At 62.8% G+C, this 19926-nt stretch carries 16 protein-coding genes, 1 tRNA gene and 1 pseudogene; 11 read left to right on the top strand and 7 right to left on the bottom strand.

From position 1 onward, the window contains the following. Position 1: 1 nt before the first annotated feature. Both NKJ12_RS02550 and NKJ12_RS02545 read left to right on the top strand, forming a co-directional pair. Positions 2–766, top strand: coding sequence for a DUF5131 family protein (locus NKJ12_RS02550; protein WP_352701156.1), 765 nt, complete (start codon positions 2–4; stop codon positions 764–766). Between the two features lie 107 nt (positions 767–873). Then, a complete protein-coding gene (locus tag NKJ12_RS02545; RefSeq protein WP_352701155.1) occupies positions 874–1851 on the top strand; it encodes a GlxA family transcriptional regulator in 978 nt (325 codons plus the stop codon). A 137-nt stretch (positions 1852–1988) separates the two neighbouring features. On the opposite strand, the pseudogene NKJ12_RS02540 reads toward NKJ12_RS02545, so the two are convergent. Beyond that, positions 1989–2270: pseudogene (locus NKJ12_RS02540) on the bottom strand (GIY-YIG nuclease family protein); the annotation flags it as partial. A gap of 267 nt (positions 2271–2537) precedes the next feature. Here NKJ12_RS02540 and NKJ12_RS02535 point away from each other — a divergent pair. The 4 genes from NKJ12_RS02535 to NKJ12_RS02520 all read left to right on the top strand — a co-directional run bounded on the left by NKJ12_RS02535 (position 2538) and on the right by NKJ12_RS02520 (position 7411). Next, complete coding sequence (locus tag NKJ12_RS02535) at positions 2538–3842, top strand: M24 family metallopeptidase (RefSeq protein WP_352701154.1); 1305 nt, start codon at positions 2538–2540, stop codon at positions 3840–3842. Positions 3843–3862: 20 nt separating this feature from the next. Next, complete coding sequence (locus NKJ12_RS02530) at positions 3863–4540, top strand: isochorismatase family protein (RefSeq protein ID WP_352701153.1); 678 nt, start codon at positions 3863–3865, stop codon at positions 4538–4540. 16 nt (positions 4541–4556) lie between these two features. Continuing rightward, a complete protein-coding gene (locus NKJ12_RS02525; RefSeq protein ID WP_352508622.1) occupies positions 4557–5558 on the top strand; it encodes an alpha/beta hydrolase in 1002 nt (333 codons plus the stop codon). Positions 5559–5770: 212 nt separating this feature from the next. Further along, the gene (locus NKJ12_RS02520; RefSeq protein ID WP_352689808.1) at positions 5771–7411 is read left to right on the top strand and encodes an ABC transporter substrate-binding protein; all 1641 of its coding nucleotides are present in this window, start codon (positions 5771–5773) and stop codon (positions 7409–7411) included. A gap of 49 nt (positions 7412–7460) precedes the next feature. Here the strand turns inward: NKJ12_RS02520 and NKJ12_RS02515 are convergent, their stop codons facing one another. Both NKJ12_RS02515 and NKJ12_RS02510 read right to left on the bottom strand, forming a co-directional pair. Further along, the gene (locus NKJ12_RS02515; protein WP_352701152.1) at positions 7461–8948 is read right to left on the bottom strand and encodes a pyridoxal phosphate-dependent decarboxylase family protein; all 1488 of its coding nucleotides are present in this window, start codon (positions 8946–8948) and stop codon (positions 7461–7463) included. Positions 8949–8973: 25 nt separating this feature from the next. Then, the gene (locus NKJ12_RS02510; protein ID WP_352701151.1) at positions 8974–10059 is read right to left on the bottom strand and encodes a PLP-dependent cysteine synthase family protein; all 1086 of its coding nucleotides are present in this window, start codon (positions 10057–10059) and stop codon (positions 8974–8976) included. A gap of 247 nt (positions 10060–10306) precedes the next feature. On the opposite strand from NKJ12_RS02510, the gene NKJ12_RS02505 reads away from it, so the two are divergent. The 5 genes from NKJ12_RS02505 (at position 10307) to NKJ12_RS02485 (ending at position 16215) form a co-directional block, all read left to right on the top strand. Continuing rightward, complete coding sequence (locus NKJ12_RS02505) at positions 10307–12304, top strand: transcriptional regulator (RefSeq protein WP_352701413.1); 1998 nt, start codon at positions 10307–10309, stop codon at positions 12302–12304. Between the two features lie 823 nt (positions 12305–13127). Continuing rightward, a complete protein-coding gene (locus NKJ12_RS02500; RefSeq protein WP_502905690.1) occupies positions 13128–13478 on the top strand; it encodes a hypothetical protein in 351 nt (116 codons plus the stop codon). A gap of 33 nt (positions 13479–13511) precedes the next feature. Continuing rightward, entirely contained in the window at positions 13512–13946 is a 435-nt protein-coding gene (locus tag NKJ12_RS02495; protein ID WP_352701148.1) for a hypothetical protein, read from the top strand. A 222-nt stretch (positions 13947–14168) separates the two neighbouring features. Then, positions 14169–14576, top strand: coding sequence for a lysozyme inhibitor LprI family protein (locus NKJ12_RS02490; protein WP_352701147.1), 408 nt, complete (start codon positions 14169–14171; stop codon positions 14574–14576). Positions 14577–15039: 463 nt separating this feature from the next. Beyond that, on the top strand, positions 15040–16215 hold the full coding sequence (locus tag NKJ12_RS02485; protein ID WP_352701146.1) for a hypothetical protein: 1176 nt from the start codon (positions 15040–15042) through the stop codon (positions 16213–16215). Between the two features lie 135 nt (positions 16216–16350). Here NKJ12_RS02485 and NKJ12_RS02480 read toward each other — a convergent pair. The 4 genes from NKJ12_RS02480 to NKJ12_RS02465 all read right to left on the bottom strand — a co-directional run bounded on the left by NKJ12_RS02480 (position 16351) and on the right by NKJ12_RS02465 (position 19892). Then, positions 16351–16435: transfer RNA gene (locus NKJ12_RS02480), tRNA-Leu, on the bottom strand. A 73-nt stretch (positions 16436–16508) separates the two neighbouring features. Next, complete coding sequence (locus NKJ12_RS02475; protein ID WP_352701145.1) at positions 16509–17129, bottom strand: 2,3-bisphosphoglycerate-dependent phosphoglycerate mutase; 621 nt, start codon at positions 17127–17129, stop codon at positions 16509–16511. Between the two features lie 58 nt (positions 17130–17187). Beyond that, the gene (gene dapB / locus NKJ12_RS02470) at positions 17188–18012 is read right to left on the bottom strand and encodes a 4-hydroxy-tetrahydrodipicolinate reductase (RefSeq protein ID WP_352701412.1); all 825 of its coding nucleotides are present in this window, start codon (positions 18010–18012) and stop codon (positions 17188–17190) included. Between the two features lie 20 nt (positions 18013–18032). Next, entirely contained in the window at positions 18033–19892 is a 1860-nt protein-coding gene (locus NKJ12_RS02465; protein ID WP_352701143.1) for an ABC transporter ATP-binding protein, read from the bottom strand. Positions 19893–19926 lie beyond the last annotated feature (34 nt).

Below are 19926 nucleotides of genomic sequence, written 5' to 3'. Positions count from 1 at the left end.
GATGGCTACTAATTCAGGCATAGAATGGACGGAGGCAACGTGGAATCCCGTCGCCGGGTGTACAATTCTGTCTCCTGGCTGCACCAATTGCTACGCCATGCGGATGGCAAGCCGCCTTGAGGCGATGGGGCAGCCCAAATATGCGGGAACCACCCGCATATCGGGCGGGCGGGCAAAATGGAACGGCTCGATCAGGCTCGACTACGATACACTCGCCTTACCAGGAACATGGAAGCGAGGACGGCTGATTTTCGTCAATTCGATGTCAGACCTTTTTCACGAAAAGGTCCCCCTGGAGTTCATTCAAAGCGTCTTCGCGGTAATGAACGGGACACCGCAGCACACATATCAAATTCTTACGAAACGATCTGAACGCCTTCGGATTTTGTCGACTAGCTTGGATTGGCCTTCAAACGTCTGGATGGGGGTGAGCGTTGAGAATGACAACTACTTATCCCGCGTGGACGACCTCCGAATGACTGGCGCGGCAATCAAATTCTTAAGTTTAGAGCCACTACTTGGCCCCTTGGACCGGCTAGATCTCGAAGCAATTGATTGGGTAATAGCAGGAGGCGAGAGCGGGCCGGGCGCTCGTTTCATGGATCCGGATTGGGTGAGGTCGATACGCGATCAATGCGAGCGCGCGAGTGTTGCGTTTCACTTCAAGCAATGGGGTGGAGCGAACAAAAAGCGCAATGGGCGCCTCTTAGACAACCGAACCTGGGACCAGCTTCCCGTCACGGCCGCATCTGTCGCACCAGCGTAGTAACAACAGCTTTCGGGGTCTCATCGCCATCGCTGCTGTGAATTGACCTCGACCGCATTCGGCAGAATTGTGCGTTCCGTCCAGTTGCCGACAGGCACGGTGAACCCATGACCACCCCCACGCGCGACCTATCAAAACCCACCGACGCCCCCCTAACTTTCGCCATCCTCGTCTTCCCCGGCTTTCCGATGATGGCGTTCAGTTCGGTCATCGAGCCGTTGCGCGCCGCCAACGTGCTGGCCAAGCGGGACTATTATCGCTGGATCATTGTCGGCGCCGCCGAAGGCCCGGTCGAGGCTTCGAACGGCGTCGTCATCCAGCCCGGCTTTTCCGCCCATGACGCGCCGAAGGTCGATCGCATCGTCGTCTGCTCGGGCGGAGATGCCGATCATCTCGTCGCGTACGATGCCGTGAGCTGGATCCGCAAGAGCCTGCGCGGTGGCGCCCATATCGGTGCTGTGGCGGATGCGGCGTTCTTCCTTGCCCGCGCGGGCCTGCTCGACGGCCATGCCTGCACCTTGCACTGGACCAGCCAGGCCGCCTTCACCGAGGCCTTTCCCGACATCGAGCTCAGGCGCGATCTCTACGTCATCGACCGCAAGCGCTTCACCTCGGCCGGCGGTGTCGGCAGCCTCGACATGATGCTGGAGATCATCACCCGCGATTATGGCGCCGAGCTGTCGGCCGGCGTCGCCGAGTGGTTCGTGCACAGCCCGCTGCGCTCCAGCGTCGACCGCAAGCTGATGCCGCTGCGCTTACGCACCGGCGTGCAGAATGAACTGGTGCTGTCGGCCATCGCCATCATGGAGGATGCAGTGGAGGAACGGCTCGGCATGGCGGAGTTGGCGAATAGGCTTGGCGTCTCCTCCGACAAGCTCGAACGCAATTTTCGCTCCGAGCTCAGCATTTCGCCCAACGGCTACTACCGCCGGCTGCGGCTGAAGCGTGCCGCCGACCTGCTGGCGCATTCCACGCTGATGGTGCGCGACGTGGCGCTCGCCTGCGGCTTTGCCTCGATGTCGAGCTTTGCCCGCGCGTTTCGGGAAGAGCATGGGCATGCGCCGAAGGTGATGCGGAGGCATTAGGGGCCTCTGCAAGCCGCAAACGTCGGAGATTGGCCGAACACCCCTCCACTTCGTCATCCCAGGGCGGAGCAAGGAGCGAAGCGACGCGGCGCGGACCCTGGGATCCATGCCGTTACCTCGCGGCAGTGCGCCTGCGGACCCGTCCCGCGAAAAAGCTCGAACCATTCCGGATTGGTCTTCTCGATGAGCTCGATCTTCCATTGGCGTGGCCAGCGCTTCAGCGACTTCTCGCGCTGGATGGCGTCGACAATGTCGAAATGTTCCTCATACCAGACCAGACGCTGCACACCGTAGCGGCTGGTGAACCGCGAGCCCTCGCCGGATTTGTGCTCCGGCATGCGGCGGCCGAGATCATTCGTAACCCCGATATAGATCGTGCCGCGCTTCTGGCTTGCGGTCATGTAAACGTAGCCGGTCATGGTTTCAGGGTAGCGAGCATCGATGCGCGCACAAGCGCCATTCCGCCGCATTCTACGACCAATGTCACGGCATGGATCCTAGGGTCTGCGCTGCGTCGCTTCGCTCCTTGCTCCGCCCTAGGATGACGAAAACGTTCGGGCCCACAGTCAATCGCCGAGGTAATTGAAGGGGGCTGCCGCCTAGCGGCATCCGGCACAACACCTGCGGGATTTCGCACAGACTTTGCGCCACCCTTGGCCCATCCTCGCCGCTTCCAGGAGGCACCCATGAGCATTGTCGTTTTTGACCCCGACAGCACCGAGGACGTCGACTTCAAGGACCGCATGCGCCATCCGGCGGCGGCCGATCCGGCCGGCGGCATGTGGCTGTCCGATACCGAGCCGTCCTTCATCGACGCCGACGCGCTGCGCAAGGGGCGCCTTGCCAAGCTGCGTGCCTGGATGCGCGAGGCCGGCTATGGCGGCGTCGTTTTGTTCGACCCCTACAACCAGCGTTACGCCACCGGTTCGCGCAACATGTTCGGCTATTTCCTGCGCAACTCGACGCGCTACTTCTTCATCCCCACCGAAGGGCCGATCGTGCTGTTCGAATATCCGCAGAGCTACCATGTCTCGATGGTGCTCGACACGATCGACGAGGCGCGTCCGTCCAAGCTGGTATGGTCTTCGGTGTCGGGCCGCGACGACGAAACCGCGGGTCCCTTCGCCGACGAGATCGCCGATTTGCTCAAGGCGCATGGCGGCGGCTCGATGAAGCTCGGCCTCGACCGCTGCAGCCATCTGCAGGCGCTGGCGCTCAAAAAGCGCGGCTGCGACGTCCGCGATTGCCAGGGCGAGATTTTGGCGGTGCGCGCGGTCAAGACGCCCGAGGAAGTAAGATGCCTGCAGGTGTCGATGGCCGGCGCCGAGGCCGCCGTCTATGCCGTGCGCGAGGCGATCAAGCCCGGCGTTTCCGAAAACGAGCTGTTCGCCATCATGTATGGCGAGGTGATCCGGCAGGGCGGCGAGTTCATCGAAACCCGTTTGCTGACCTCGGGCCAGCGCACCAATCCTTGGTTCAACGAAGCGAGCGGCCGCAAGATCAGGCCGGGCGAACTCTTGGCGCTCGATACCGACACGATCGGCTGCTACGGCTATTATTCGGATTTCTCGCGCACCTTCCGCTGCGGCCCGGGCAGGCCGACGGATTACCAGAAGTCGCTCTACAAGATGGCGCACGACCAGGTTCAGCACAATATCGGGGTCGTCAAGCCCGGCATGGCGTTTCGCCAGATTGCCGAAAAGGCCTGGAAGATCCCGGACCGCTTCGTCGACCAGCGCTATACCTCGGTCATGCACGGCGTCGGCATGCATGGCGAGACGCCGTTCATCGCGCACGCCATGGATTACGAAACCTATGGTCGCGACGGTGTCATCGTGCCCGGCATGGTGGTCAGCGTCGAAAGCTATATCGGCGAGAAGGGCGGCCGCGAGGGCGTCAAGCTGGAGGACGAGATCCTGATCACCGAGACCGGCACCGAACTTCTGTCGCGCTTCCCCTACGAGGACGATTTTCTTGACACGCACGTTTGAGTGCTGACAGGCAGTTTTGCATGAAAAGCCCCATCTCGATCAAGCCCGGCAAGGCGGCGGCGGTGTTCATCGATCTCCAGGAGGAGCATCGGCGGGACAAGCGCTATTTGGTCGAAGGCTATGGCGACATCCTCGCCAACGTACAGCGCCTGCAGGCAGCAGCACGAGCCAATCATGTGCCTTTGTATCACTGGGCCTATGTCGTCGATCTCGCCGCGGCACAGCCGTTCCATCCGGTCGAGGCCAACGGCAAGTCGGCTTTCTCCGACAAGGACGATCCGCTGACGGCGATCTGTCCGGAAGTGGCGCCTGCAGCCGGCGAGACGATGCTGGTCAAGACGCAGGCCAGCGCCTTTGGTGGAGGGCCTGCCGCCGGGCGGCTCAAGGCCGACGGCATCGAATGGCTGGTCGTTGCCGGCGTCTGGACCGAGGCCTGCATCGATGCCACCGTCAAAGATGCGGTGGCGCTCGGGTTTCGCGTGCTGCTGGTCAAGGATGCCTGCGGCAGCGGCAGCACGGCGATGCACCAGACGGCCATCCTCAACCTCGCCAACCGGCTCTATGGCGGTGCCGTCACCACCACCGAGGCCGCCTGCCGGCTGCTGGCCGGCGAGACGGTCGATGCCTGGCAGGTCGAGGGCTCGGTGCCGCTGCGTTTCAGCTACGAAAACGCCGCCCGGCTCTACGCCGAGCTCTGAGCGGGATCGCGCCGCGATGGTCACCGAAGCCGAGCGACCCGAAACGACAGACCGCGGAAAATACCTGACGCTGCTCGATCCGGAGCTGTGGGCCTATATCGATCGGGTCAACGAGTGGTATCCGCCCGAAATCGTCTACATGCCGATCGACAGGCAGCGGGCGGTCTATGACGCCATGTGCCGGGCGTTTCGCGAGCCCTATCCACCCGGCGTCAAGGCCAGCGACAGCAGCGTCGGCGACCGTGCGATCCCGGTCCGGCGTTACCATATGGCGGGAACGGCGCCGCAGGCGATGGTCGTCTATTATCACGGCGGCGGTTTCGTGCTTGGCGGGCTCGACAGCCATGACGACATCTGCGCCGAGATCTGCGCCGGCACCGGCTTTGCGGTTCTGTCCGCCGACTACCGGCTGGCGCCGGAACATCTGCATCCGGCGGCCTTCGAGGATGCGCTGGCGGTGTTCGAATGGGCTGCGGCGACGACCGGCTTGCCGATCGTGCTCTGCGGCGAGAGCGCCGGCGGCAACCTGGCCGCAGCAGTGGCGCAGGCGACACGCACTCATCCTCGCCGCGCGATCGGCCAGGTGCTGATCTATCCCGAGCTCGGCGGTGACGAGCTAGACGGCCCAGAGCTGGACCGCAAAGCGCGCACCGGCTCCTATATCGAGCACGCCGAAGCGCCGCTGCTGACGTTGCGGGACGTCGAATTCTATCGCCATATCCGGGCAGCGAAGGGGCAGTCGCCGGACGACCCGACATTTTCGCCACTTGGCGATAGCGACTTCTCCGGCCTGCCGCCGACGGTAATCGTCACCGCGCAATGCGATCCGCTGTCATCGGACGGCCAGACCTATCGCGACCGCATCCTTGCCGCCGGCGGTAAGGCATGGTGGCGCGAGGAGCCGCGCCTCGTGCACAGTTTCCTGCGCGCCCGCAAGACCGTGCCGCGCGCCAGCGAGGCCTTTGATCGCATCGTCGCGGCTATAGCCGCGCTGGGCGGGGGCAAGTGGCCGGAGTGACGGCGGAGTGCGGCTCTCATGCCGGCCAGGCAAGCGCAGAAATCCTCTCTCCTCAAGCTCCCCACTGCGGAACAGCGCACAACAACTGCGGGAACCTGAACACTTGCCCGCTCAGGCCAGCATTATCATCACCTCACGTAAGGCGCCCCTGCGAAACGCATCCACCCCCGCGGCGCGGTCGGTCGGAGGCGCCCAACAAAGAGGGAACGACGATGAAGTTCATGCTGACCGATCGGAAATTGCATCCGCAGGCCGCGCCCGTCGCCGACGGCTTCAAGAAGGGCCAGATGAACCGGCGCGAATATCTCGCCACCATGGCCGCGTTTGGTGTCAGCGCTGCCGGCGCGCTGGCGCTTGGCGGGCTTGCTCCGTCACCGGCCAGGGCCGAGGAGGCGAAGCGCGGTGGCGTCTTGCGCGTTGCCATGAACGTCAAGGGCTGGAAGGATCCGCGCACCTTCGACGGCGTCGAGATGTCCAACGTCGCCCGCCAGTGTAATGAATATCTGGTGCGCTGGAACCGCGACTTCACCTTCGAGCCATGGCTGCTCGAGAGCTGGGAGACCAGCGACGATGCCCGCGTGCTGACGCTGCATGTCCGCAAAGGCGTCAACTGGTCGAATGGCGACACCTTCAACGCCGACGATGTCATTCACAATCTGACGCGCTGGTGCGATGCGTCCGTCGCCGGCAATTCTGTCGCCGCGCGGATGGGCGCGCTGGTCAACGCGGACACCAAGAAAGCCGTCGACGGCGGCATCGAACGCGTCGACGACTTCACCGTGCGGCTCAATTTGCCCAAGCCCGACATTTCACTGATTGCCGGCATGGCCGACTATCCGGCACTGATCATGCACCGCAGCTATGAAGGCGACGGCGACCCGCTGAAGGCATTGGCGATCACCACCGGGCCGTGCGAACTCGTGGCATGGGACGCCGAGGTCGGCGCCGAAGTCCGCCGCAAAGACAAGCCATGGTGGAAGGGCGAGTTCTACCTCGACGGCATCAAATGGGTCGACTACGGCTCCGACCCCAACGCCATGCTGTCGGCCTTCGAATCGGGCGAGATCGACACCGACCACGAAACCGCCTCCGACACGGTTGCGCAGACCGACTCGATGGGCCTGAGCAATTCCGAGATCGCCACCGGCTCGACGATCGTCGCGCGTTTCAATGTCGCCAATCCGCCCTATGACGACATCAAGGTGCGCCGCGCCGCCCAGCTCGCCGTCGACAACGCCGCTGTGCTGAAGATCGGCATGGACAACCGCGGCAAGCCGGCCGAGAACCATCATGTCGGGCCGATGCATCCCGAATATGCCGATATCGGCCCAGCCGTGCGCAACATCGATCAAGCCAAGGCCCTGCTCGCCGAGGCCGGCAAGGCCGATCACGAATACGAGCTCATTTCGGTCGACGTCGACTGGCAAAAGACCACCGGCGACGCCATCGCAGCGCAGATGCGCGAGGCTGGGCTGAAGATCAAGCGCACGGTGCTGCCGGCCGCCACCTTCTGGAACGACTGGAGCAAATATCCGTTCTCCTGCACCGAATGGCTCGGCCGGCCGCTGGGCATCCAGGTGCTGGCGCTGGCCTACAAATCGGGCGCCGCCTGGAACGAGAGCGCTTACGCCAATCCGGAATTCGACAGCCTACTCGACAAGGCGCTGGCGATGCCCGATGCCGGCGACCGCAAGGAGATCATGGCGAAGATCGAGCAGAATCTCCGCGATTCCGGCATTATCATCCAGCCCTACTGGCGCTCGGTCTACCGCACCTACCGCAAGGGCGTCCACGGCTGCGAGCAGCACCAGTCGCTCGAGCAGCATTTCGAGAAGGTTTGGCTCGAGGCGTGACTCGTGCCGCCCGACGGAAAGCCGGCGCCCAAGGCAGCGGAAGCCGGCGTCAGCCGGCGGTGCCCGCCCTTGAAATCTCCCGCCCGAGGCGCACCGTTTCCCGCACCAGCAGGTCCAGATCGTCACGCCGGGTACGGTGGTTGTTGATGGCGACCCTGAGGCAATGCTGGCCATGCACCGTCGTGTCGGAAATGGCGGCGATGCCTTCTTCCTGCAGCCTCAGCATGATCTCGGTATTGAGCGCTTTCAGGCGCTCAGCGTCCAACCCATCGGCGCGATAGCGAAAGCAGACGATGTTGATGTTCACCGGCGCCACCAGCTCGAGCGCCGGTTCGGCCTCGATCAGCTCACCGAGATAATGCCCTTGCGCGATGTTCTGGTCGATCAGCCGGCCGAACTTTTCGATGCCGTGTTCTCGCAGCGCCATCCACACCTTCAGCGCCCGGAAGCCGCGTGAGGTCTGCAAGCCGTAGTCGTGCAGCCATTGGCCGGAGGCCAGGCCGCGCGGCGTCGATTCCAGATATTCCGGCGTCACCGCGAACGTGCGGCGATGCGCGGAGGCATCCCGGATCAGCGCGCAGCCGACCTCGAAGGGCGCGTGCAGCCATTTATGCGGATCGAGCGCGATTGAGTGGGCGTGCTCGATGCCGGCAACGCGATGCGAATTGTCCGGCGCAATCGCAAGCAAGGCGCCGATGCAGCCATCGACGTGAAACCACAGATCCTCTTTTGCCGCCAGGTCGGCCAGCGCTTGCAGATCGTCGATTGCGCCGGTGTTCACCGTGCCGGCCGTACCGATCACGCAGGCCGGCTTGAAACCGGCGTCACGGTCCTCGGCGATCGCCGCCCGTAACGCAGCGATGTCGATCCGCAGCCCGGCATCGCTCGGGATGCGGCGCAGCGCCCGGTTGCCGAGGCCGAGCGCCTCCATCGCCTTGCGATGACAGGAGTGAAGCTGGTCGGAGCCGTAGAAACGCAGTGGCTTGTCGATGCCAGCAAGGCCGTGCTCGCGTATGTCGATGCCGGCCTTGGCGTTGCGCGCCACGGTCAGACCGATGATGTTGGCCATCGAGCCGCCGCTGACCAGTGTGCCGCTGGCCGATTGCGGAAAGCCCATCATTTCCTTGCACCAGTCGACGACCTGGTTGTCCATCAGCGCGGCGGAATGGTTGCCGCCGCCGAGGTTGGAGCCCTGGATCGCCGCCAGGAAATCGCCGAGCGCGCCGGTGAAATTGCTCGAGCCCATATACCAGGACCAGAAGCGCGGATGGATGTTGCCCATCGGATAGGGCATCAAGCTCCTGGTGACGTCGCCATAGATTTCTGCCAGCGGCGCCGGCGAACGCGGCAGCGGCGATGTGAAGAAGGTCCTCACATCGACCGGCATCTCCTGCCACACCGGACGCTCTCTGACATCGCGCAGGTAAGCGACGGCATCGTCGACGATCCGATGCGACAGGACCTGCACATCGGCCCAGTTCGAGGGGTCAAGCGTTTCCTCGCTGGCCGTGACGGCCAATCCAGGTTTCGTGTCCATGCAGGCCGCTCCCGATGTGCCGCCGTCACGCCGGAAACTGGCAGCCGGGCGTCGACTGCGAAAGCGCGGTCTCCTCGGCGTCCATCTCCGCTTCGATGCCGTCGAACAGCGGCGTGGTCATGTAACGCTCGCCGGTGTCGGGAAGCATGCACAGGATCACCGAGCCGGGTAGCGCCTTTTCCGCGATCTGCCGCGCCACCGCGAAGGTCGCCCCGCCGGAGATGCCGGTGAAAATCCCTTCCTTCTGCGCCAGCGCCTTGGCCCATTTCATGCCCTCGGTCCCGGCAATCGGCACCACGTCGTCGTAGAGGCTTGTATCGATCGCCTCCTGCAGCACGTCCGGAATGAAGTCGGGCGTCCAGCCCTGGATCGGATGCGGCTCGAACGCTGGATGGCTGGCGGCAGGCGCGCCGCCGGCGCCGCGCTGCTGCGGCTTGCCGCTGCCGATAAGCTGCGCATTGGCCGGTTCGGCGAGCACGATCCGGGTCTCCGGCCGCTCGCGGCGCAGCACGCGTCCGACGCCGGCGACGGTGCCGCCCGTGCCATAGCCGGTGACGAAACAGTCGAGCCGCGAGCCGGCGAAATCGTTGATGATCTCGCGCGCCGTGGTCGCTTCGTGAATGGCGGCATTGGCCTTGGTCTCGAACTGGCGGGCAAGGAACCAGCCATTGGCCTCGGCGAGCTCCACCGCCTTCGTGTACATGCCAAAACCCTTCTGGGCGCGCGGCGTCAGCACCACCTTGGCGCCCAGCATGCGCATCAGCTTGCGGCGTTCGATGGAAAAACTGTCGGCCATCGTCACCACCAGCGGATAGCCCTTCTGGGCGCAAACCATGGCAAGGCCGATGCCGGTGTTGCCGCTGGTCGCCTCGACCACGGTCTGGCCCGGCTTCAAGGCGCCGCTGCGCTCGCCCTCCTCGATGATGTTGAGTGCCAGCCTGTCCTTTACCGAGGCGGCGGGATTGAAGAACTCGGCCTTCACATAGATCGTGGCATGGTCCGGTCCGAGATTATTGATGCGGATCACCGGCGTATCGCCGACCGTGTCGAGAATGCTGTCGAACAGACGGCCGCGCCCGGCGGTGGTTCTGATTTTCTGTTGATGCAACATGTCGATCTCCTCGCGTTGTCGTTGTCTCTTGTCGTCACGGGCCGGTTACAGACCGGTGGCTTGGGCGGCGAGGTTTCGAGACCTTGCCACGCTACATCTGCCTCCCGGCAATGCCAGTATCCGGCGCGGGAATTCGCTGCCGGATGCACCGTGTCACGTTTGGTGATAAAACAAAGGCCGACTGGCCAGCGTGGGAGCAGGCGTGGAAACTTACGTGGAATCCGCCCGATCGAGCCTCGGCGGCGAGATGGCCGGTCTTTCCGTGCGTCTGCTCGGACCGCTGACGATCGCACGCAACGGCATCATCATCCAGCTCCCAAAATCGCGCAAGCTGCGTGCGCTGCTCGCCTATCTGGCGCTGGCGCCACATCCGGTCGGCCGCAGCCGCCTCTGCGAGCTTTTGTGGGATGTGCCGAACGACCCGCGCGGCGAGCTTCGCTGGTGCCTGAGCAAGCTTAGAGGCATCCTCGATGAACCGCACCATCGCAGGGTCGAGACACCAGGCGACACGATCGCGCTTGATCTGAAAGGTGCTTCCGTCGACGCTATCGACATAGCCTCGGCCGCCGCCAAGGGCGTTGAGACGCTCGGTCTGGAGCGGCTGCAGGCTCTTTCCGGAATGTTCGCCGGCGATTTTCTCGATGGGCTGGAGATCGACCGCAGCCCGCATTTCGACGGTTGGCTGATCGCTCAGCGCCGCCGCTTCAGCGCCTGGCACGCCGCAATCCTGGAACACCTCGTCAACAAGCTTCCGGCGGATGCCGACGAAATGTCCTCGCATCTGGACAAATGGCTGGAACTCGCTCCGTTCGACGGGCGCGCGCATATGGCTCTTCTGAAAAGGCTGGCGCAGCGCGGCCAGTTTGGCGCGGGCGAGGAACATCTCGCTTCCGCGGCGCGGCTGTTTGCTTCAGAGGATCTGGATTTCGGAGCCGTTCGTGAGGCATGGCGGACGATCCGCGGTGAACGACCTGCAGCAGCGCTCTGGGCGCGACCTTCACTCGTACCCGCGGCCCCCCACGCGTCAATTGTGCCTCCCCGTTCCGATACTGCTGCATCGCAGAAGGCTTCGCTCGCCGTGATGCCGTTTGCCGAAGAGGCGGCTGTCGGCGGCCCGCGCGGTGGATTGGCCGACGGCCTCACCCACGACATCATCACCCGCCTGGCCAAGCTCAGGGACTTTTTCGTCATCGCACGCGGCTCGGTGTTTGCGCTCGCCGAAAAAAACATTGCGCCGGAGGACGCCGGCCGCCGGCTCAACGTCGACTATGTCGCCACCGGCACGGTACGCTGCCAGGCAGCCCGCGTCGTGGTCAGCGTGGAACTTGTCGAGGTGCGCACGGCCAGGATCGTCTGGGCCGAGACGTTCGAGCGCAGACCGGACGACATCTTTACCGTGCTCGACGACATCGGCAACAGCATCGTCTCGTCGATCTCGGCCGAGATCGAAACCGTCGAGCGCAACCGCGCCATGCTGAAGGCGCCCAATTCGCTGAACGCCTGGGAAGCCTACCATCGCGGGCTCTGGCACATGTATCGCTTCACCCGCACGGAAAACGAGCAGGCCCGGCATTTCTTCGACACGGCCTTGAAGCTCGATCCGACCTTCGCCCGCGCCTATGCCGGCCTCTCCTTCACCCATTGGCAAAATGCCTTCCAGCGTTGGGGCGACCGCGACCAGGAAAGCGCCCTGGCCTTCGAGGCAGCCGGCCAGAGCCTGCTCGTCGACGATCACAATCCAGCCGCTCACTGGGCCATGGGGCGGGCGCTGTGGCTGCGTGGCGAACAGGACGGCTCCCTCACCGAGCTCGAACGCGCCGTAGACCTCAGCCCGAATTTCGCGCTCGGCCACTATGCGCTGTCGTTCGTCCATTCGCAGTCCGGCGACCCGCAGGCCGCGATCGGCTCGTCCGACCATTCCAGGCATCTGAGTCCCTTCGATCCACTGCTGTTCGGCATGTTGGGCGCCAGGGCGATGTCGCATGTCCGGCTTGGCCAGTTCGATGAAGCCGCCGAATGGGCGCTGAAAGCAGCCGCCCGTCCCAACGCCCATGTCATCATCCTGGCGATTGCCGCGCATTGCCTTGCGCTGGCGGGCCGGCTGAGTGAGGCACGAAGTTTCGCCGCTGCGCTGCGCAAGATGCTGCCGAACTACTGCGCCGACGATTTCATCGGCACCTTTCGCTTCGAGCCGGACGCCGAGGCGCTGTTCCGGCAAGGCGCCAAGCGGATCGGGCTGGGGTGAGACAAGGCGGGGTTCGTCCGGCTTTCTAAACCGCTCATCGCGGCTGGCGCCACGAAACATCGTCATGTCCGCAGCCAAGGCGCATCGTCAGGCTGACCTTGAGGATGTTTGCAGTCGCCTGGCCCGACGGCCAGTACGAAAAGTCGGCAAAGGGGCGGCGTTTCTTTTGGCCCTCGCAACGGGTTGGGCTGGGTTCGAAAAAAATACCACGATAGATCGCGATTAGGGCGATCTTATAAGAAACGGTCTCGTCGCGTTTTTTTCGTAGAGCAGGCGAAAAGTCACAACGCTATGGAGTATTACTTGTATCAATGAGAAACAAAGCTAATGGAACGTTCCGTAATCTTGCGGCAGATGCATGTTTCAGTGCCTGCTAAGATAACCGGTGCTGATTCCGAAATATTAAGCATCTGCCAAATTCAACCTGCGATATTGGGATTTGTCCTTGTCACAGGCGGACTCGGATGCAATTTCTTGGAAGCACAGCCGCGTCAGCGGATTGTTGAAACATGCTTGGGCGGACGGGGCACTAAGCATGGAGAGGAATATTGACATTCGCTAATGCGGCGGCCCCCGCCGGGAGCGTTCCCTCCGACGTGAGAGATTACGGCAACCATCGGCTAAGTCGTCGAATGCGTCGCCCACAGCCTGGCTCTCGTTCGATGGCCGGCGAAGCTTTGCCCTCCTCCGATTGGCGCCAGACTCCGCGGCAAAGGCGGGGATCGCCGCCTGCAACGGCCTTCCGACATCGACGATGTCCGCCAGCCAGTCGGAGGAATGAACCATGAAATTCGTAATCTGTGCGGCCTTGGCCACTGCTGTGATGGCGATCGCCGGTTGTACCACCGACGATTACGATGATTGTCGCGGAAAGGGCTGCCTGGTTGATCCGTCCCACAAAGGCGGCCGAAAGATTGATGACCGGCCGCAGTTCGACAGGAACGGCAATCCCAACTTCGATACCAGGGGCCGTTACATCGGCTGCCATGGGCTCGGATGTAAAGTCGACGATCCTGATGACGGGGATCAAACGATCGACGACAGACCGCAGTACGACAAAGAAGGCAATCCGAACTTCGATACGCAAGGCAACTACCAAGGCTGCCGCGGCATCGGCTGCGAGGTCGATATACCGGACGATGACAATTCATCGGACGATGACGATTCCGAATAAGGGACTCCGGGGCGAAAAAGGAGGAAGCCAATTATGCCTGAATTCAGCGGCCTGGTCCGGCGACATGCCAAAATCGTTATGGCCGGCCTCACGGGGCTGGGAATGACGCTGACATCCGCTTTCGCTGCGGGTAGCGCCTGCGACGGCATAAAGGTCGAAGCGACGAAGGCGCGCAAGCAGGAATATGCATCTCTCGTCGCCTCGGCGTTGAACAACAAGGTCAAGCCCGCTCGGGTGAAGTTCATCACGATCATGGAGAACGGCAACTGGAGCGCCGCTTACGTCTCCACGCCCGTGGGCGACGACGGTGTGATGTTCTTCCAGACAGTCGACGGAAAGAAGCAGTTTCGCGACGTGTGGGGCGGCTATGCCGAGCCGTCGGAAAAACCTGAACTGGTATCCTGGGCGAAGAAGCTCGGAGCGCCGCAAGATCTGGCAAAGTGTTTTGCCGAGCAAGTTACGGAATGATGGTGATCGGTGGAGATTTGCCGCCGACGCCGTTGGCGCATGAGGAGAACCACTATTCCGGCGTGACGGAACTCGCGTCACGGTCTCCGAAGGTGACAAAGCTGATCCAACGAAAACCAGATAATCAGACCATGGGCACGGCTAACCGTGGCAATGACGGACAGCAACATGGGGCGGGGCTGAGCAACTTAAGAGCTTGACTGCAACCGGAAAGGGAAATCGATGAAAACCGCAATACTGATTGCTGCCATGGTTCCGGCCATGCCGACTTTCGCCTTCGCCAAGGACAAGTGCGCCGATGCCAAGGATCAGGCCACCATGAACCAGTGCTTCGGTGCCGAGTTTCAGAAATCCGACAAGAAGCTCAACGAGCTTTACAAGCAGATCGAAGCCCGCCTGAACGACGATGCGGATACCAAGAAGCTGCTTGTTCAGGCACAGCGCGATTGGGGCAAGTTTCGCGACGCGGAGTGCAGTTTCCAGACGGCGGGAGCGGCCGGAGGAAGCATGATGCCAATGCTCATCGCGCAGTGCATGGACGGCCTTACGCAATCCCGTGCCAAAGATTTCGAAGGCTATCTGAAATGCCAGGAGGGCGACATGAGCTGCCCTGTTCCGGCCGCGAACTGACACACGCCACAGCTGATCTGATCACGATGACGCCGGCGGCGAGCTTGGCGTCGCCGCCGGACATGCAAGGATGCGAGGGGTTGCGTCGGCGCGCAAGGGCAGTGCGGACAATTTGCTCAACGGCGATTTCATCGACGGTCCACTGTGCGCTATCGCAACGACAGATCGCTACCTAACCCGGACGGATAGGCATAACCGGAGACCAATGATAGTCAAGAAATGACGCCTCGCTGAGCAAGACGCTGCCGTACTGTGCCGACGATTTCATCAACCCCTTCCGTTTTCGAGCCCGACGCCGAGGCCCGTTTCGGCAGGCGCCAGGCGGATTGGCTGGGGTGATGGCGGCGCGCCTTACTAGTGGTCGCGACAAAGACAAAACTTCAAGTTGCTCTCACCAAATCTGCAACGAGGATTCGACAGTGTCGTCCGCCGAAGCTAGGCTACTTTGGGGGTATTATGGGCCATGTCTCGCATCTCTTTCGTTCGCGTCTTGTTGTGTTTTGCATCGATGCTGCTGGGCGCTCCGGTGGCGCATGCCGGTTTGCAGTTTCAAGCCGGGCAGACCGACTCCGGATTCCAGTATATCCTCGTGTCGGGTGATTTCTCGTATCAGGACGACCTATCGGTTTTCGAGGCACTGGCACGGTCCAATGCATCAGTCGCTGTCACCTTCCAGTCCCCCGGCGGCAATATCCAGAAGGCTATGGAGCTTGGCCGCCTTATTCGTAGGCTGCGCCTTAGCACGGCTCAATTCAGGGCTGTCGAGTGTGCTTCGGCCTGTTCCCTGGCGTTCCTTGGTGGCGTTGTGCGCTTTGCCGAGCCGGGTTCCATCGGCGTCCATAGATCCTCATTCAGTGGCGACATTCCCGTAAACAGCAAGGAAGCCGTTTCCGGCATCCAGCAAATGACCGCCGACATCATCACCTACATGATCGAAATGGGCGTGGATCCCGCTCTGCTTCAGCTTTCGCTGCAATATGACAGTGACGACATGCGTTATCTTTCTAGGAGCGAGATGGCTAAGTACAAGGTCGTTACCTTGGAACCCGAAGCAAGCTGGCCGCAGGTCGCAAACCAGGCACCATCCTCGACGCCATCGTCCCAGCAAGCGCCGTTACAACCGCCTGTCGCCTCTTTGCCACCTGCTTCCATGAATCCTTCACTCGTTATTCCTCAAGCCCGCTCGGGCCGTATTCTCCGCTCCCAGGGCGCGGCGCCTTTAAAGGCCCTCCCAGAGGTAAAATCCGCCACGCTCGCCAATGTGCGAAACGGCAGCGCAGTCGTGATCTTGGATAATGTCGAGCGATGGTACCGTGTCCGTGCAGGCGGTCAGGTCGGCTACATGCATGACACCTGGGTCTACGTCGACCAGTATGAGAGCGGCCCCTTCGGACAGCGTCATATCCAGGTCAAGAGCTTCGACAATCTCGCCGAGACGGAGGCCTATGTGCGATCGGCATCAATCCCGCTTGTCGCCTACCTCGCCACCAACGGGTGGTTCGCCATTACGTTACGCGGCACCTATGCCCAGGATGCCGCTAAGGACCTAGCCAAGGCGATGAAGGAAAACGGGGCTATCCCCGACGACGCCTACGTCACTTATGGCAACACTTACGTCTGCAATGTCTGTTGTCGCTAACCGGCACGTTTAACAGCAAGGGCAGCACTTCACCCGGCCGGACCCCAAAAGGCCATGAAACAACAAAAAAGCCCGGCAAAACCGGGCTTTTTCTTGGAGTCTCCGAACCATATCAAACGGTCCGAAACAGGAATTTGGTGCCCAGAAGAGGACTCGAACCTCCACTCCTTGCGGAACACGGACCTGAACCGTGCGCGTCTACCAATTCCGCCATCTGGGCTGGTGCGCGCTCATTAAGCGGGCGAGGGATGAGTGTCAACGCGCTTTTTTGAATGCCGCGTTCCTTCTCCGCCTCAATGCTCCAGCACTTCCTTCGATGCCACCGTCGAATCGGCGTTGAGCGTATAGATGACCGGCACGCCGGTGCCGAGCTCGAGCTTGACGATCTCCTCGCCCGATTTGCCGTCCAGCGCCATGATCAGCGCGCGCAGCGAATTGCCGTGTGCCGCCACCAGCACCGTGCCGCCGCGCAGCACATGCGGCTGCAGATCGTGCAGGTAATAGGGCCAGACGCGCGCGCCGGTGTCTTTCAGGCTTTCACCGCCGGGCGGCGCCACGTCGTAGGAGCGGCGCCATATATGCACCTGCTCCTCGCCCCATTTCTTGCGCGCATCATCCTTGTTGAGGCCGGAGAGATCGCCATAGTCGCGCTCGTTCAGCGCCTGGTCGCGGATGGTCTCGAGCCCGCTCTGGCCAACGGCGTCGAGAATATGCTGGCAGGTCTTCTGCGCCCGGATCAGCGACGACGTGAAGGCGATGTCGAATTTCATGCCGCGCGCCCTGAGCTTGGCGCCGGCCGCCTTGGCCTCGGCATGGCCCAGTTCGGTCAGGTCGACGTCGCGCCAGCCGGTAAACAGGTTCTTCAGGTTCCATTCGCTCTGGCCGTGGCGCACGAGCACGAGAGTTCTCGACATATTTGCTCCTTCAAATTTTGTGAATCAGCCAAATCTGCGGATCAGCCAAGTCTGTGGATCAGCCTGTCAGGCCGAGTACGTCCCGCATCGAATAGAGGCCCGGCTTGCGGCCGCGCGCCCACAGGGCTGCCTTGACCGCGCCACGAGCAAAGATCGCCCGGTCTTCGGCGTGGTGGGCAAGCGTGATGCGCTCGCCGGTACCGGCCAGCACCACAGAGTGGTCGCCGACCACCGAGCCGCCGCGCAAGCTGGCGAAACCGATCGAGCCGCTCTTGCGCACGCCGGTATGGCCGTCGCGCACGCGAACATCGTTGCCGGCAAGTGCTACCCCGCGCCCGGCAGCGGCGGCTTCGCCGAGCAGCAGCGCCGTGCCCGACGGCGCATCGACCTTGTGCCGGTGGTGCATTTCCAGGATCTCGATGTCGAAATCGTCGGCGTCGAGCGCGCGCGCCGCCTGCTCAACCAGCACTGCCAGCAGATTGACGCCGAGGCTCATATTGCCTGACTTGACGATCGTCGCGTGCCGTGCCGCCGCCGCGATCCTGGCATTGTCTTCGGCCGAGCAGCCGGTTGTGCCGATGATATGGGCGATGCGCGCCTGCGCGGCGTAGCCGGCGAATTCGACGGTCGCCGCCGGCGTGGTGAAATCGAGCACGCCGTCGGCCTTGGCGAAGGCCGGCAGCGGATCGTCGCCGATTGCCACCTCGAGCCTGCCGACGCCGGCCAGCTCGCCGGCATCCTTGCCGATATGGGGTGAGCCGGCCCGCTCGATGGCGCCGGCGACGCGGGCACCCGGTATCGTGTGGATGGCGCGGATCAGCGCCTGGCCCATGCGGCCGGCCGCGCCCACCACCACCAGGCCCATTTCCCCCGTTTCATTGATGTTGACGGTCGGTGTGTCGCTCATGAATGTCTCCCGGCCGCCTGTTTCGCGTGACCATTTTGCGCCGCAGTCTGGATTGGCTTGGCGTCATCGACAAGCCCCAGCCCTTTCCTGCCCTGCACCCGGTGGAACCGCGCATAGACGCTGTGCGGGTCGGCCATCAACGAGGCATGCGTGCCCTGTTCGACCAGCCGGCCCTGCTCCAGCACGATAATATGGTCGGCATTGACCACCGTCGACAGCCGGTGCGCGATGACGATGGTGGTGCGCCCTTCCATGACATGGGTCAGCGCTTCCTGGACGCGGGCCTCGGCCTCGTTGTCGAGCGCCGAGGTGGCTTCATCGAGCAGCAGAATCGGCGCCTGCCGAACGATGGCGCGTGCAATTGATACACGCTGGCGCTGGCCGCCCGACAGCGTCACGCCGTTCTCGCCGACCGGTGTGTCGTAGCCTTGCGGCTGCTGGCGGATGAAATCGTCGGCCGCGGCCTGTTGCGCGGCGCGTTCAATCTCGGCGTCGGTGGCGCTCAGACGTCCGTAGCGGATGTTGTCGCGGATGGTGCCTTCGAACAGATAGGGCTGCTGCGAAACATAAGCGATCGAGCCGCGCAGCGAATGCTTGGTGACCTTTGAAATGTCCTGACCGTCGATTTCGATGCTGCCCGACTCGACGTCGTAGAAGCGCTGCAGCAGCGCAACTAGCGTCGTCTTGCCGGCGCCCGAGGCGCCGACGATGGCGGTCACCTTGCCGGCGGCGGCGACAAAGCTCAAATCCTGCAGGACCGGCGCTTCTTCGACATAGCGAAAGGACACGTTGTTGAAGCGCACTTCGCCAGAGGTGAATTTCGCCTCGGCGGCTCCCGGCACGTCACCCTGCTGCGGCTCGAGGTCGAGAAGCTCGTAGATCATGCGCGCATTGACCAGCGACTTTTCCATGCCGACCTGCATGCGCGCCAGCCGCCTGGCGGGGTCATAGGCAAGCAGCAGGGCGGTGATGAAGGCAAACACCGCGCCCGGCGGCTGGCCGCCGACGGTCGCCCGGTAGCCGGAATAGGCGATGACGCCGGCTACGGCGAAGCCGGCCAGCATTTCGGAGATCGGCGTCAGCCGTTCCGAGACGCGGGCGATCTTGTTTGCCCGCTGCTCGGCGCCGGCGACGAGGCCGCCGATGCGGCGCGACAGCTCTTCTTCCAGGGTGAAGGCCTTGACGATGGCGATGCCTTGCGTTGCTTCCTGCATGGCGCCGATCAGCCGCGAGTTGATCTGCACCGATTCACGGGTGATGCGACGCACCCGGCGCATCAGATAGGTGACACTGTAGATCAAAGGCGGGCCGATCAGCAGCGACATCGCGGAGAGCATCGGGTCCTGCCAGATCATGACGCCGACCAGCGCGACAAGCGATACCGCATCGCGCGCCAGCGATGTCAGCGTCATCGACAGGAGATCGCGGATGCCGTTGACGTTCTCGTTGATCTGCGCGGCGAGCCGGCCCGAGCGGGTGTCGTTGAAGAAGCCGACGCCGAGCTTCATCAGGTGGTCGAAGATGCGGCGTTGATAGCGCGCTACCAGATTGTTGCCGATTTTGGCCAGCGTCACTGCCTGGCCGTAGCTGGCCAGCCCGCGCAGCATGAAGGCGGCCAGGATCGACACGCTGATCAGCGCGATAAGATCGCCGCGCCGTTGGTAGAAGATCTGATCGATGACATCCTTCATGATCCACGCTGTGAAGGCGGTCGTCGCCGCGATCGTCACCAGGCACAGCACGGCAAGAGCATAGTACCAGCGATAATCGCCGCTGTTCTCGGCGATGATGCGGCGGATAACAGCCACGATCTCGCTGGGACGGACTTTCCCTTTGGTTGGTGCTGGAAGTGTCACGTTTGAGCGCTTTGTGGTTTCGGTTCGGCCGGGC

This window comes from Mesorhizobium sp. M0195 (genome assembly GCF_040322115.1).
Lineage (GTDB): Bacteria > Pseudomonadota > Alphaproteobacteria > Rhizobiales > Rhizobiaceae > Mesorhizobium.
Note: the sequence above shows the minus strand (reverse complement) of the source record. Positions and strands in the feature narration are given on the sequence as shown.

What these genes read in the sequence shown, in the direction of transcription:
- NKJ12_RS02550 (WP_352701156.1), top strand. Translation starts at nt 2, where the DNA reads ATGGCTACTAATTCAGGCATAGAATGGACGGAGGCAACGTGGAATCCC.
- NKJ12_RS02545 (WP_352701155.1), top strand. Translation starts at nt 874, where the DNA reads ATGACCACCCCCACGCGCGACCTATCAAAACCCACCGACGCCCCCCTA.
- NKJ12_RS02535 (WP_352701154.1), top strand. Translation starts at nt 2,538, where the DNA reads ATGAGCATTGTCGTTTTTGACCCCGACAGCACCGAGGACGTCGACTTC.
- NKJ12_RS02530 (WP_352701153.1), top strand. Translation starts at nt 3,863, where the DNA reads ATGAAAAGCCCCATCTCGATCAAGCCCGGCAAGGCGGCGGCGGTGTTC.
- NKJ12_RS02525 (WP_352508622.1), top strand. Translation starts at nt 4,557, where the DNA reads ATGGTCACCGAAGCCGAGCGACCCGAAACGACAGACCGCGGAAAATAC.
- NKJ12_RS02520 (WP_352689808.1), top strand. Translation starts at nt 5,771, where the DNA reads ATGAAGTTCATGCTGACCGATCGGAAATTGCATCCGCAGGCCGCGCCC.
- NKJ12_RS02515 (WP_352701152.1), bottom strand. Translation starts at nt 8,948, where the DNA reads ATGGACACGAAACCTGGATTGGCCGTCACGGCCAGCGAGGAAACGCTT.
- NKJ12_RS02510 (WP_352701151.1), bottom strand. Translation starts at nt 10,059, where the DNA reads ATGTTGCATCAACAGAAAATCAGAACCACCGCCGGGCGCGGCCGTCTG.
- NKJ12_RS02505 (WP_352701413.1), top strand. Translation starts at nt 10,307, where the DNA reads ATGGCCGGTCTTTCCGTGCGTCTGCTCGGACCGCTGACGATCGCACGC.
- NKJ12_RS02500 (WP_502905690.1), top strand. Translation starts at nt 13,128, where the DNA reads ATGGCGATCGCCGGTTGTACCACCGACGATTACGATGATTGTCGCGGA.
- NKJ12_RS02495 (WP_352701148.1), top strand. Translation starts at nt 13,512, where the DNA reads ATGCCTGAATTCAGCGGCCTGGTCCGGCGACATGCCAAAATCGTTATG.
- NKJ12_RS02490 (WP_352701147.1), top strand. Translation starts at nt 14,169, where the DNA reads ATGAAAACCGCAATACTGATTGCTGCCATGGTTCCGGCCATGCCGACT.
- NKJ12_RS02485 (WP_352701146.1), top strand. Translation starts at nt 15,040, where the DNA reads ATGTCTCGCATCTCTTTCGTTCGCGTCTTGTTGTGTTTTGCATCGATG.
- NKJ12_RS02475 (WP_352701145.1), bottom strand. Translation starts at nt 17,129, where the DNA reads ATGTCGAGAACTCTCGTGCTCGTGCGCCACGGCCAGAGCGAATGGAAC.